This is a genomic window from Pelomonas caseinilytica (assembly GCF_021353235.1).
In the GTDB taxonomy this organism is placed as follows: Bacteria; Pseudomonadota; Gammaproteobacteria; order Burkholderiales; family Burkholderiaceae_C; genus Pelomonas; species Pelomonas caseinilytica.
Genome location: NZ_JAJTWT010000001.1, coordinates 761,501 through 774,346, shown reverse-complemented (window position 1 = coordinate 774,346; position 12,846 = coordinate 761,501). Strand labels below are relative to the sequence as shown.

Genomic DNA, 12,846 nt, shown 5'->3' with positions numbered 1-12,846 from the left:
CTGGATTGATCGCGCAACCATGCGGCCGGCCGGCCTTGTCGATGAAATCCAAGCTGCTCGCCGTCCTGTCGTTCGCACTGGTCTCGGCCATCGCTTCTGCCGCCCCGACCGGCTGCGAAGCCCCCGCCTCGGTCTGCGCCCGCGACATGGGCGGCAGCTTCGGCCTCGTGCGCGGCGGCCAGCCGGCGGCGGTGCTGGTCGAGCCTGGCGCCGATGCGGCGCTGCGCCATGCCGCCGACGGCTTCGCGGCCGACCTCGAACGCGTCGGCGGCAGGCCGGCCCCGCGCCTTCAGGCCCTGGCCGGCGCGCCGCGCGAGCTGGTGGTCATCGGCGAGCTGGGGCGCAGCGCGGCCATCGACGGGCTGGTCGCCCGCGGCCTGCTGCAGGCGGCGGACCTGAAGGGCCGGTGGGAGGCCTACCGCCAGGCCGTGGTGGAGCACCCCTTCCCAGGCGTCGACCGGGCCCTGGTCATCGTCGGCGCCGACCGGCGCGGCGCGGTCTTCGGGGCTTACGACCTGTCCGAGCGCATCGGCGTCAGCCCCTGGCACTGGTGGGCCGACGTGCCGGTGCCGCGCCGCGCGGACGTCTTCGTCACCGCCGGCGCGCGCGCCGACCGGCCTGAGGTGAAGTACCGCGGCTTCTTCGTCAACGACGAGGACCCGGCCCTGGGCAGCTGGGCGCGCAAGACCTTCGGCGGCACCAATGCCGCCTTCTACCGGCACGTCTTCGAACTGCTGCTGCGCCTGCGCGGCAACTACCTCTGGCCGGCGATGTGGCAGCCCCGCGCCTTCGCCGCCGACGACCCGAGGGCCATGGTGCTGGCCGACGAGATGGGTGTCGTCATGGGCACCTCCCACCACGAGCCCATGATGCGGGCGCATGACGAGTGGCGGCGCTTCGGAGGCGGTGCCTGGGACTATGCGAAGAACGCCGGACAGCTGCGGGAGTTCTGGCGCGGCGGCATCCAGCGCATGAGGGGCCGGCCCGGCGGCGGGGCCTTCGACAGCCTCGTCACCCTCGGCATGCGCGGCGATGGCGACGAGCCCATGAGCGAGGGCACGGCCATCGGCATGCTCGAAGGCATCGTCCGCGACCAGCGCCGCATCATTGCCGACGTGACCGGCCGCCCCGCCGAGCGCACGCCGCAGATGTGGGCCCTCTACAAGGAGGTGCAGGACTACTTCGACAAGGGCATGCAGGTGCCCGACGACGTGTTGCTGCTCTTCTGCGACGACAACTGGGGCCAGGTGCGGCGCCTGCCCGCGCCCGGCGCGCGGCGGCCCGGCGGCTACGGCATCTACTACCACTTCGACTACGTCGGCGCGCCGCGCAACTACAAGTGGCTCAACACCAACCAGATCGAGAAGACCTGGCAGCAGATGGACCTGGCCCGTGCCCACGGGGCCGATGCGCTGTGGATCGCCAACGTCGGCGACATCAAGCCGATGGAGTTGCCGCTCAGCTTCTTCCTCGACATGGCCTGGGCCCCGTCGCGCATGACGCCTGCGGCGCTGGCGGCCTACCCGCGCGACTGGGCGGCGCGCCAGTTCGGCCCGGCGCTGGCCGCCGAGATCGGCGACATCCTCACGCGCTACGGCCAGTACGCGGCGCGCCGCAAGCCCGAACTCGTCGACCCCGACAGCTTCACCCTCGGCGCCGCCTCGGCCAGCGCGCTGGACGGCGGCGACTTCGGCCGCCGCGTGGCCGAATGGGCGGCCCTGGAGGCGCGCGTGGCCGCCGTCAAGGCGGCGCTGCCGGCCGAGCAACTCGACGCCTTCTTCCAGCTCGTCGAGCATCCGGTGCTCGCGCTGGCCAACCTCTACCGGCTGTACGAGGCCGTGGCCTGGAACCGCCGGCTGGCCGCGGCAGGGGACGTGCGCGCCAATGCCTTTGCCGACGCGGCCGAGGCCGCCTTCAGGCGCGACGCCGCCATCGCCGCCCAGTACCACGGCCTGCGCGGCGGCAAGTGGAACGGCATGATGCTGCAGACCCACATCGGCTACACGAGCTGGCAGCAGCCCGAGCGCGACCTCATGCCGGCGGTGCAGCGCCTGCCGGGAGCCGCCCCCGATGCAGCCTCGGTGCTCGCCCAGCTGCGGCGGTCGCCGGTGCCTGCGTCCGCCGGCCTGCGCATCGAGGCCACCCGCTTCGCCCGGGCCATCCCTGGCCGTGGCCTCGCGTGGACGGCCATTCCCCACCTCGGCCCCGGCGAAGGTGCGATGGTGGCCCTGCCGCAGCGCCGGTCCGCCACGACGGTGGCCGACGGCGTGCGGCTGGACTACGACGTCGAGCTGCCGGGCGGCGGCGATGTGGCGCTGCAGCTGCACCTCGCACCGACGCTGGACACCCGCAACGCCGGCGGCATCCGCGTGGCCGTGGCCCTGGACGAGCAGCCGCCACGGGAGCTGAAGCTGGACCTGAAGCCGACGCCGGGCCCCGAGCTCAGCCGCAGCGAGCGCGACTGGGCCCGCGCGGTCAAGGACAACGACGCCGTGCTGACGACCTCCTTCAGCGGCATCGCGCCGGGCCGCCACGTCGTGCGCGTCTGGCGGCTGGACGACAACCTGGTGCTGCAGGCCCTGGTGCTCGAGCCGGCCCCGGCATCCGCGCCGCGCGGCGCGGCCGAGACCGGCCGCCATCGCAACCTCGTGCGCGAGCTGCTCCCCGGAGTGACTGAGGCCGACGTCGACCGCAAGCTGGCCACCTACTGGCGCTCGCTCTTCGAGGGCGACGCCTCGCACCGGGTGGTCTACGCCGGCGCCCCGACGCCCGACGGCCCGAGCGCCTACGTCCTCGACGTGGGCAATGCCGACGTGCGCAGCGAAGGCATGTCCTACGGGATGATGATCGCCGTGCAGATGGACCGGCAGGCCGAGTTCGACGCGCTGTGGAACTGGGCCGCCACCCACATGCGCTACCGCTCGGGGCCGCGGGCCGGCTACTTCCGCTGGCAATGCCAGCCGGCCGGCTGCGACCAGGACGCCGTGCCGGCGTCCGACGGCGAAGAGTACTTCGCGACCGCCCTGCTGATGGCCGCCTCGCGTTGGGGCAGCCGCACCGGCCTTTACGACTACGAAGGCCAGGCCAACGCCATCCTCGACACGATGCTGCACAAGGAGGACATGAACGGCGGCGTCGTCGACGGCGTGCGCTCCATGTTCTCGCCCGAGCGCGGCCAGGTCGTCTTCGTGCCCATCGGCGACGCGGCCCGCTTCACCGACCCCTCCTACCACCTGCCGGCCTTCTACGAACTGTGGGCGCGGCGGGCTCGCGGCTGGCAGGGCCGCCAGGCCGAGGACCGCGCCCGCTGGGCCGACATCGCCGCGATCAGCCGCGGCTACTTCTCCGCCGCGGCCCACCCCGCCACCGGCCTCACGCCCGACTACGCCGGCTTCGACGGCCGCCCGCGCGCGCACGAGGGCCACGAGGACTTCCGCTACGACGCCTTCCGCACGGCGGTGAACTGGAGCATCGACCAGGCCTGGTGGGGCCGCAACCCCGACGCCGCGGCCCTGAGCCGCAGGCTGCTGGGCTTCTTCGCCGCCCAGCCCGTCCAGCCCTACCCGCATCTCTACACGGTGGCCGGCCGGCCGCTGAACACCGAGCGATCGACCGGCCTGATGGCCAGCAATGCCGTCGCGGCCCTGCTCGTCGAGCCGCCGCTGGCCCGCCGCTTCGTCGACGACCTCTGGGCGCTGGAGCCGCCTGCCGGCCAGTGGCGCTACTACGACGGCCTGCTGCAGTTCATGGCGCTGCTGCACGTGACGGGGCGGTTCAGGGCCTGGTGAGGGGCGGCCGGCGCTTGCTCATGGAGGCGCCGCGCCGTGTGTGATCGTGCGTCGTTCCGCACCATTGCAGCCACGCTCTCCGCGGTGGACAGATTCCTTGATGCGGCAGGCGACGCCAGCGGCAACCACCTCGGCGCCGAGCGCGACGCGCTGCTGCGCGGTATCGTGGCCCGTTACGGCAACTGGTGAGGTTGCCGGGCCAACCAGGGAGGCCGCATGAGCAAGACCGTGAAATCCAAGGACAGCAACGGCATCGTCAACACGTTGGTGCTGGAAGACGCCGACATGGCGGCGCTGCTGCTGCTGAAGTCGCGCAGCAAGGGCGGCTTCAAGCTCAGCATCACGGCCGCGTCCGCCGACGGCGACGTCATCTTCATCACCCAGAAGGGCCGCATCTACGAGATGCAGCGCAAGGATCTCTTCAAGTAGGGCCGCCGGCGCGGCCGGCGGGCTGGAGACAATAGGCCGCATGGGCAGCGGCAGGCGCGAGTGCGGGCGAGCGGGGCAACAGGCGATGGTGCGGGCTTGAGGCTCGCTGCCGCCATCGCCGGCCGCATGCCCGGCCGCCGCCTGAACGCGGCGCTGCTGTGTTCGCTGCTTGTCCATGCGCTGCTGCTGAGCCTGAGCTTCGGGGCCGGCCTCGGCCTGCCGGGGCTGGAACTGCCCTGGCAGACGCGTCGGGCCGAGGCGCCCGAACTGCGTGTTCGCCTGCAGGCCCTGGAAGCACCTGCGCCCCCGCCTGCGTTGACCGGGCCGCCCGCCGCTGCGGCCGAGCCGCAGGCAGCCGCCACCGCATCGCCGCCCGAGCAAGCGACCACGGTGCGGATGCTGGCCCCGGCCGAGCTGCCCTCAGAGCCGGCGCCGCTGCCGGATGCCGGCCGCGCCCTGCTCGCCACGCCGCGCCCCGACGTGCCCTGGGCGGTGGACCCGGCGTCGGCCGTGCCGAGGGCGGCCGTCGCCACCCTGTCCGGCGCCGCCAGCCCCGCGGTCGAAACCCTCCGTGGTGCCGGTGAGGCCCTGCGCTTGCGTGATCAGGCCGCGCCGCCGGCCGTCGACGCCCGCCTGCCGACGGCCGCGGTCGCCGCGCTGTCGGCGGCCTCCGGCCCCACGGTCGAGCCCTTGCGGCGGGCCGCCGATTCGCTGCGCATCCGTGACGAGCGACGCCCTGCCGTCGACGGTGCCCTCGACGACGCGCGGACCCTGCCCACCAGCACGGTGGCCGCCTTGTCCGCGGCGTCCAGTCCCGGCGTGGAACCGCTGCGCCGCGCGGCCGAAGGCCTGCGTCCCAGCGCCGAGCGGCCGGGTGCCGAACTGGCCCGCCTCGACCAGGCGCGGCTGGAGGCGATACAGGGGGCTCGGCAGCTCGAGGCGGCACGCCAGGCCGGCGAGCGCCAGGAGGCCGCGCGGCAGGCTGCGGTGCGCCAGGAGGCGGCCCGGCAGGAGGCCGCCCGTCAGGAGGCGAAGAGGGCGGCGGCCCAGGCCGAGGAGGATGCCCGCGAGGCCCGGCTGCGCGCCATCGGCCGCCAGCTCGACGAGGAAGCCGCGCGCCGCGACGCCGAGCGCCGCCGGCCCGACTGGGCGCCGGCGCGGCGCGGCCGTCTCTTCGGCCGCAGCGACCCCAACGAGGAACTGGTGCTCTACGGCGAGGCATGGGCCCGCAAGATCCAGCTCAACGCGGCGTTCGAGACGGTGCAGGAGGCGGCCCGGCAGGCCCAGACCGATGCCATCGTCACGGTGGCCGTGCGCAGCGACGGCTCGGTGGAATCCATCGTCTTCGTGCGCTCCAGCGGCGTGCCGGCCGTGGACGACGCCATCCGCCGCCTCGTGCAGGCCCAGGAGCGCTACCCGGCCTTCCCGCCGGCCCTGCTGCGGGACTTCGACGTGGTCGAGATCCGCCGCAGCTGGCACTTCGACACGGCCGTGCGCCTCTACTGAGCGGGAACGCGGATTGGACGACGGCTCAGCGCGCGCCCTGCAGCGTCGCGCCGGCGGCCCGCACGACCGGCCAGTTCGCGACGATCTTCGTGCGCGTGAGTTCCACCTCGCCCTTTTCCTCGGCCGCCAGCACGGCCTCTTCGGAGGTGAGGGTGTGGGGCGCGACGCCGGGCTTCCAGCGCACCATCACCAGCACCCACAGCGGGCTGTAGGTCGGGTCGGCGTTGCTGCCGCCGACGGGCCGGGGAATGGAGGGCAGCACGGTCGCCTGCTCCTCGTTCGGGAACTTGTAGGCGCGTTCGACCGGCGCGCCGGGGCGCAGGGTCTCGGCCAGGGCCGGCACGTAGTTGATGCCCTGCTTGCGCGCGATGGCGGCGTCAGAGATGTCGGTGCTGACGTAGTGGACGACCTGGCCCTCGAACCAGGCTTCCTTCACGGGCAGGGTGATCTCCGCGGCGTCGGCCGTGGCGGCTGCGGCCAGCAGCAGGAGGGCGGTGGTCAGGCGGTGGGGGTTCGACCTCGGCATCGCGGCTTCCTCGGCGGTGAAAGCCGCGATTCTTGCGGCATGCCGCGCCGAGGCAAGGGCATATTGCTCAACCGCCGGGCCGCTCAGCCGAACTCGCTGCGCAGGGCGGCGTAAAGGCGCTGGAAACGGGCGTGGCGGGGTTGCAGCGCCGCGGCCAGGGCGGGGTCGGGTTCGGCGACGCGGGCGACCTCGGGCGTGCGGCAGACCTCGTCGAGAGCGCCGCCGCAGGCCAGCCAGGCCAGCCGCGCCGCGCCGAGGGCGCCGCCGGCCTCCGCCCCGACGCCGTTGACCAGGGGCGTGCCGAGCATCGAGGCCAGCAGCCGGGCCCACCAGGCGCTGCGCGCGCCGCCGCCCACCAGCCAGAGCGAGTCGGCGCCGCCGCCGCCGGCTTGCAGGGCCTGCCAGCCGTCGAGCAGCCCGAAGCCCACGCCTTCGAGCACGGCATAACCCAGAGCCGCAGCGTCATGCTCGTGCGTGAGGCCGAAGAACACGCCCTGGGCGTTGGCGTTGTTGTGGGGCGTGCGCTCGCCGCTGAGGTAGGGCAGGAAGAGCGGGGCGCGCTCGCGCTGGGCAGGCGTCAGCGCGGCCACCTTGTCGATCAGGGCCGCCTCGCCCGGCTCGCCCAGGGTCTGGGTGACCCAGCGCAGCGCGCTGGCGGCGCTGAGCATGACGCTCATCTGGTGCCAGGTGCCGGGCAGGGCGTGGCAGAAGGCGTGCACGGCGCGCCCGGGGTTGGGGCTGAAGGCCTCGTTGCACAGGAAGATGACGCCCGAGGTGCCCAGGGACAGGAAGCCCTGGCCGGGCTTGACGACGCCCATGCCCACGGCGCTGGCCGCGTTGTCCCCGCCGCCTCCGGCGATGACGGTGCCCGGGTGCAGGCCCCAGCGCACCGCGAGGTCATGCCGCAGGCCGGCGCTTGGCTCGCTGCCCTCGACGAGGCGGGGCATGTGGCTTTCGTCCAGGCCGGTCAGGGCCAGGGCCTCGGGCGACCAGCGGCGGCGCGCCACGTCCAGCCACAGCGTGCCGGCGGCGTCGCTCATCTCGCCGACGTGCGAACCGCTCAACTGCAGGCGCAGCCAGTCCTTGGGCAGCAGCACCTTCGCCACGCGACCGAACAGCTCGGGCTCGTGGCGGCGCATCCACGCCAGCTTGGGCGCGGTGAAGCCCGGCATGGCGAGGTTGCCGGTGATGGCCGGCAGCTCGGGGCAGGCGGCCATCATCTCGGCGCACTCCGCGCCGCTGCGGCCGTCGTTCCACAGGATGGCCGGGCGCAGCACGCGGTCGGCCGCGTCCAGCGTGACGGCGCCGTGCATCTGGCCCGACAGGCCGATGCCGCGCACGGCGGCCAGCTCGGCGGCATGCGCCGTCTTGAGCTGGGACATGCCCTGGTCGAGCGCGGCCCACCAGGCGGCGGGGTCCTGCTCGCTCCACAAGGGCTGCGGGCGCTGCACGGTGAGGGCGACACCGGTGGTGGCGACGATGCGGTGCTGCTCGTCGAGCAGCAGCAGCTTCAGCTCGGAGGTGCCGAGGTCGATGCCTAGGAACATCTCAAATCTCCGGGGGGCTTGTCGGGGCAGTGCGGGTTGCCCACGTTCCTTTCAACACAGCCACAGAGACACGGAGGCACAGAGACGCTCGGACAGGGGCGACGACGTGGCGCCTCTGTGTCTCTGTGCCTCTGTGGCTTTGTTTCCTGGGCCGTGCGAGAAGGATCAGACGAAGGCGTTGACGATGTTCTCCAGACGCTCCTGCCGGCCAGAGCGCGGGCTGGGCGAGATGCCCTGGCCGTGCACGACGGCGGCCAGGTCGTCCAGGCTCGCGCCACCGTGGATCTTCCTGCCCAGTTCGCCCTCCCAGCCGGCATAGCGCTCGCTGACGGCCTTCTCCAGCTGACCGCTCTGGTAGAGCTCCGCCGCGCACAGGAAGGCGCGGGCCATGGTGTCCATGCCGCCGATGTGGCCTTCGAGCTGGTCGGTCGGGTCGATGGACTGGCGGCGCACCTTGGCGTCGAAATTGGTGCCGCCGGTGGTGAAGCCGCCGGCGCGGATGATCTCCAGCATGGCCGGCACCAGGGCCGCGTGGTTGTTGGGGAACTGGTCGGTGTCCCAGCCGAGCTGCTCGTCGCCGCGGTTGGCGTCGATGGAGCCGAAGATGCCCAGGGCGCAGGCCGTGGCCACCTCGTGCTCGAAGCTGTGGCCGGCCAGCGTCGCGTGGTTGACCTCGAGGTTGACCTTGACCTCGTTCTCCAGGCCGTAGGTCTTGAGGAAGCCGTAGACGGTCGCGCTGTCGTAGTCGTACTGGTGCTTGGTGGGCTCCTGCGGCTTGGGCTCGATGAGGATGGTGCCCTTGAAGCCGATCTTGTGCTTGTGCTCGACCACGGCCGACAGGAAGCGGCCGTACTGGGCCAGTTCGCGCTTGAGGTCGGTGTTGAGCAGGGTCTCGTAGCCTTCGCGGCCGCCCCAGAGCACATAGTTCTGGCCGCCGAGGCGGTGGGTCCACTCCAGCACGTGCTTGACCTGCGCGGCGGCGTAGGCGAAGACCTCGGGATCGGGGTTGGTGGCGGCACCGCTCATGTAGCGCGGGTTGGAGAACAGGTTGGCCGTGCCCCAGAGCAGGCCGACCTTGCCGTCCTGCATCTTCCTGGCGGCGGCTTCGAGCAGGCCGTCGAGGATGCGGTTGGACTCGGCCAGCGTGGCGCCCTCGGGAGCCACGTCGCGGTCGTGGAAGCACCAGTAGGGCAGGCCGAGCTTGCCGAAGAAGTCGAAGGCGGCGTCGAGCTTGAGGTACGCGGCCTTGACGGCGTCGCCCTCGGCGAACCAGTTGCGCTGGTGGGCCGTGGCGCCCAGGCCGAAGACGTCCTCGCCCTTCCAGCAGAAGTTGTGCCAGTAGCAGACGGCCGGGCGCAGGTGCTCGGCCAGGGTCTTGCCGAGGACGACGCGCTGGGCGTCGTACCAGCGGTAGGCCAGCGGGTTGGTGGACTTGGGGCCCTCGTAGCTGACGACGGGGAGATCGGAATAGGCGGTGCTCATGGCGGATGTCCTTGACTGGCGGGATCGAGGGGAGAGGCGGGATGGGTCAGGCGGCGGCCGGCACGCCGCGGGCGCCGGCGTCGTCGTCGGTGGCGGGCTGGGCCTTGGCGCGGCGCTCGGCCAGTTCGTCGGCCATGCGCAGCGTGGTGGGCTTGTCGAGCTTGTTGGCCAGCAGGCACAGGGTGCAGGCGGCAAACAGCGCGCCGACACCGAAGCTGGAGGCCACGCGGTAGCCCTCGATGGCGCTGGGCGCCGACGGGGCCTGGGTGTCGTAGCCGAAGAAGCCGGCCAGGAACCACAGCAGGCCGGCCGAGCCCAGCGCCAGGCCGGACTTCAGCGAGAAGCCGATGGTGGCGAACACCATGCCGGTGAAGCGGCGGCCGGTCTGCCATTCGGAGTAGTCGGCGGCGTCGGCGTACATGGCCCACATGACGGCGATGGTGGGCGCGTAGAACACGGCGCCGAGCATGTGCAGGGCCAGCATGCCCCAGACGGCGGGGGGCGGCAGGGCGTACAGCGCGCAGGCCGCCAGCGTCGACAGCCCGAAGCCGGCGGTGGCGACGGCGCGCCTGCCGAAGCGCGCCGACAGGCCCGAGGACGCCATGATGACGACGATGGTCGTCGCAAAGCCGGCCATGTTGATGAGGCTGTTGTAGACGTCGGCGACGTTGGAGCTGGCGAGCTGGTCGCGCGTGCCGTGCACGATGTAGCCGAGGGCGTCGGCCAGGCTGCAGGTGCCACCCGGGTCGGGCGTGGTCAGGCCGAGGGCGGCGACGAAGTCGAACATCGCCGCCTTGTCCACGTAGTGGTGGTAGTAGTTGAAGTGGGCGCCGCCGCGCAGGGACAGCATGCCGAAGTTGAAGACGGTGTAGGCCACCAGGGCGATCCAGGGGCCGTTCCTGAGCAGGTCGGCGAAGTCCTGCCTGGGCGTGGCGCGGGTCTCCTGGATGGGCTTGATGCGCTCGCGCGTCGTGAAGAAGGTGACGAGGAAGAGCACCAGGCAGGCCACGGCCCAGATCGTCATCGTCACCTGCCAGCCGTGCGCGCGGTCGTGCCCCTGTGCGAACTTGGCCACCAGGGGCAGGGTGAAGCCGCCGACGATGAACTGGGCGACGTTGACCGACACGAAGCGGAAGGAGTTGAGCTTGGTGCGTTCGTTCAGGTCGGCCGTCATGACGCCGCCGAGGGCCGAGTACGGCATGTTGTTCATCGAGTACAGCGTCATCAGCAGGGTGTTGGTGATGCCGGCGTAGGCGACCACCATGCCCGTGCTCCAGCCCCAGGCCGGGTCCGGCGCCGTGTAGGCCAGCACCATGACGACGGCCCAGGGCACCGCCGTCCACAGCACCCAGGGGCGGAACTTGCCCCAGCGGGTGTCGGTGCGGTCGGCCAGCACGCCCATGACGGGGTCGAAGACGGCGTCCCACAGCCGCGGCCACAGCAGGATGGCGGCGGCCGTGTTGGCCGACAGGCCGAACACGTCCGTGTAGAAGTTCAGCTGGAACAGCACCATGGACATGAAGACCAGGTTGGCGGCGGCGTCGCCCGCGCTGTAGCCGGCTTTCTCGAGGAAGGACAGGGGCTGGTGGGTGGCCATGGGCTTGTCTCGTGTCGTTGTCGTGGGGGCCGCGGTCTGGTGCCGCTTACTTCGCAAGGTAGGTGAAGTGGTCGAAATCGGCATGCCGGCGCGTGCCGGACAGGTCCTGGCAGGCCAGCCCGATGAAGTTGCCGGTGAAGCCGAAGCTGTTGGCGAAGCCGTTGATGAAGCGGGTGGCGAACTCGTCGCTCAGCATGGCGGTGTCCAGCGGCTCGCCCAGCGGCTGCCAGGCCTGGCCGCCCTGGCGGTGGAAGAAGCGGTAGCTGTCGTGGCTGAACTCCACCGCCAGGTCCACCGGGCCCGCGGCCAGGGCGACGGCGGCGCCGTTGGCGCTGTAGGCGCCATCGCGGTTGACGTGCAGGGCCACGACGCGCTCGCCGCTGTCGGGGTCGCGCGTGACGTGCAGGTAGGCGTGGTTGCGGGTGTTGTAGTAGGCGACGAGGCCGGCCATCTGCTGGTAGTGCTCGGGCTCGAAGTCGACCCGCGTCTCGGCGCGGCAGTGGAAGTGCTGCTGGCGGCGGGCGACCAGGCTCTGGTCGAAGCTGCTCATCAGCGACTCGCGGCCCTTCAGCCGCAGGTGGCCCGGGCGTTCGGTGAGCGACACCCAGCTCTCGTCGAAGGGCCGGCGCAGCGCGTTGAGGTGGCCGCTGAAGCTGGTGGCGTCGAAGTCGTCGCGTGCCGGCTCGGCGGGGAAGGGGTGGGGCGGCAGCCGCGGGGCCTCTACCTGCAGGCTGGGCTGCTGGCCGTGGCCGCCGACGACCTCGGGCCAGTCGTCCTCGCGCCAGCGGATGCGCTGCAGAGCCGTCTCGCGGCCGAGCGGGCAGTGCAGGCCGGCATAGCCGGCGGCGGGGTCGTTGGCCGCTGCGTTGGGGCCGGTCCATTCCAGCGGCCGGCCGCAGAGGTGGGCCATGAACCATTCGCCGCCGGCCGTCTCGACGAGGCTGGCGTGGCCGGCTCGCTGCAGGCCGTCGGTACGCTTGCCCCAGGAGGTCAGCAGCGGGTTGCCGGGCAGGGTCTCGTAGGGGCCGTCGATGGCGCGCGAGCGGGCCAGCGTGACGGCGTGCTCGTAGAAGGTGCCGCCCTCGGCCGTGAGCAGGTAGTACCAGCCGTTGCGGCGGTAGAGGTGGGGGCCCTCGACGACGCCCAGCGGCGTGCCGGCGTAGATGTTCTTCACCGGCCCCGTGAGGCGGCGGGCCTCGGCGTCGTACTGCTGCAGCAGGATGCCGTTGAAGTGGTGCTTGCCCGGTGCGTGCGTCCACTGCTGGTTGACCAGCCACGTTTTTCCAGTCCCGCGGCCGTCATCGTCGTGGAACAGGCTGGGGTCGAAGCCCGAGCTGTTGAGGTAGATGGGCTCGCTCCAGGGGCCGTCGATGCTGGGGGCGGTGACGAGGTAGTTGTGGACGTCCTTGAAGGCGCCAAGGATGCTGCGCACGTCGCTGTAGATCAGCCAGAACCGGCCGGCCGCGTAGCTGAGGCAGGGGGCCCAGACGCCGGCGGAGTCGGGGTGGCCGGTGAGGTCGAGCTGGCTGGTGCGCGTGACGGCATAGCTGTGGTGACGCCAGTTCACGAGGTCGCGCGAGTGGTGGATGCGCACGCCGGGCCACCACTCGAAGGTGGAGGTGGCGATGTAGTAGTCGTCGCCATCGGCACCGGGCACGCGGCAGATGGAGGGGTCCGGATGGAAGCCGGGCAGGATGGGGTTGGCGATCATCGTCACGGGCGGTCAGGCGCCGGGCTGGGCGCGGGAGGCGGGTTGGGTGGTCAGGGACGGCGGGCGGCACGGCCAGCCGGCGTGGATGAGCCGGGCGCCGATGAGCTGGCGGCCCGCGACGGCCGGCGTCGATGCCATCAGGCGGCCCGCGGAAGGCGACTGTTAGCGCTAGCGGCGATGCTGCGGGTTAACCCCTGGCAAGGCGGCTGCGGGAGGGGCGCTCGGAGCGCGCTGGGATTCAAGATTTCGTCTCCGTGGCG

Annotated in this window: 9 protein-coding genes; 3 read left to right on the top strand and 6 right to left on the bottom strand. The window is 72.2% G+C overall.

The genetic code is table 11. The annotated features are described in order from the left end of the window. The first annotated feature begins 41 nt into the window (after positions 1 to 41). From LXT12_RS03675 to LXT12_RS03665, 3 genes are all read left to right on the top strand, one after another. Complete coding sequence (locus LXT12_RS03675) at positions 42 to 3,788, top strand: glycosyl hydrolase family 8 (protein WP_233389543.1); 3,747 nt, start codon at positions 42 to 44, stop codon at positions 3,786 to 3,788. A gap of 216 nt (positions 3,789 to 4,004) precedes the next feature. Continuing rightward, positions 4,005 to 4,217, top strand: a complete 213-nt coding sequence (locus LXT12_RS03670; RefSeq protein ID WP_233389541.1) for a hypothetical protein — start codon at positions 4,005 to 4,007, stop codon at positions 4,215 to 4,217. Positions 4,218 to 4,313: 96 nt separating this feature from the next. Beyond that, the gene (locus tag LXT12_RS03665) at positions 4,314 to 5,723 is read left to right on the top strand and encodes a TonB family protein (RefSeq protein WP_233389539.1); all 1,410 of its coding nucleotides are present in this window, start codon (positions 4,314 to 4,316) and stop codon (positions 5,721 to 5,723) included. A gap of 25 nt (positions 5,724 to 5,748) precedes the next feature. On the opposite strand, the gene LXT12_RS03660 is transcribed toward LXT12_RS03665, so the two are convergent. The 6 genes from LXT12_RS03660 to LXT12_RS26685 form a co-directional block, all read right to left on the bottom strand. Continuing rightward, on the bottom strand, positions 5,749 to 6,249 hold the full coding sequence (locus LXT12_RS03660; protein ID WP_233389537.1) for a DUF7482 domain-containing protein: 501 nt from the start codon (positions 6,247 to 6,249) through the stop codon (positions 5,749 to 5,751). Between the two features lie 83 nt (positions 6,250 to 6,332). Beyond that, complete coding sequence (gene xylB / locus LXT12_RS03655) at positions 6,333 to 7,796, bottom strand: xylulokinase (RefSeq protein WP_233389535.1); 1,464 nt, start codon at positions 7,794 to 7,796, stop codon at positions 6,333 to 6,335. Positions 7,797 to 7,961: 165 nt separating this feature from the next. Beyond that, positions 7,962 to 9,278: a xylose isomerase gene (gene xylA / locus LXT12_RS03650; protein WP_233389533.1), complete on the bottom strand. Its 1,317-nt coding sequence runs from the start codon at positions 9,276 to 9,278 to the stop codon at positions 7,962 to 7,964. Positions 9,279 to 9,324: 46 nt separating this feature from the next. Continuing rightward, entirely contained in the window at positions 9,325 to 10,875 is a 1,551-nt protein-coding gene (locus LXT12_RS03645; RefSeq protein ID WP_233389531.1) for an MFS transporter, read from the bottom strand. Between the two features lie 46 nt (positions 10,876 to 10,921). Then, positions 10,922 to 12,586, bottom strand: a complete 1,665-nt coding sequence (locus tag LXT12_RS03640; RefSeq protein WP_233389703.1) for a glycoside hydrolase family 43 protein — start codon at positions 12,584 to 12,586, stop codon at positions 10,922 to 10,924. Between the two features lie 12 nt (positions 12,587 to 12,598). Further along, positions 12,599 to 12,724 carry a hypothetical protein gene (locus tag LXT12_RS26685; protein WP_255763427.1) on the bottom strand — a complete coding sequence of 42 codons (126 nt, stop codon included), beginning with the start codon at positions 12,722 to 12,724 and terminating at the stop codon, positions 12,599 to 12,601. Positions 12,725 to 12,846: the final 122 nt, after the last annotated feature.

Excerpts from the sequence above, each read along its gene's own strand:
- LXT12_RS03675 (WP_233389543.1), top strand. The coding sequence starts at position 42 with ATGAAATCCAAGCTGCTCGCCGTCCTGTCGTTCGCACTGGTCTCGGCC.
- LXT12_RS03670 (WP_233389541.1), top strand. The coding sequence starts at position 4,005 with ATGAGCAAGACCGTGAAATCCAAGGACAGCAACGGCATCGTCAACACG.
- LXT12_RS03660 (WP_233389537.1), bottom strand. The coding sequence starts at position 6,249 with ATGCCGAGGTCGAACCCCCACCGCCTGACCACCGCCCTCCTGCTGCTG.
- xylB (WP_233389535.1), bottom strand. The coding sequence starts at position 7,796 with ATGTTCCTAGGCATCGACCTCGGCACCTCCGAGCTGAAGCTGCTGCTG.
- xylA (WP_233389533.1), bottom strand. The coding sequence starts at position 9,278 with ATGAGCACCGCCTATTCCGATCTCCCCGTCGTCAGCTACGAGGGCCCC.
- LXT12_RS03645 (WP_233389531.1), bottom strand. The coding sequence starts at position 10,875 with ATGGCCACCCACCAGCCCCTGTCCTTCCTCGAGAAAGCCGGCTACAGC.
- LXT12_RS03640 (WP_233389703.1), bottom strand. The coding sequence starts at position 12,586 with ATGATCGCCAACCCCATCCTGCCCGGCTTCCATCCGGACCCCTCCATC.
- LXT12_RS26685 (WP_255763427.1), bottom strand. The coding sequence starts at position 12,724 with ATGGCATCGACGCCGGCCGTCGCGGGCCGCCAGCTCATCGGCGCCCGG.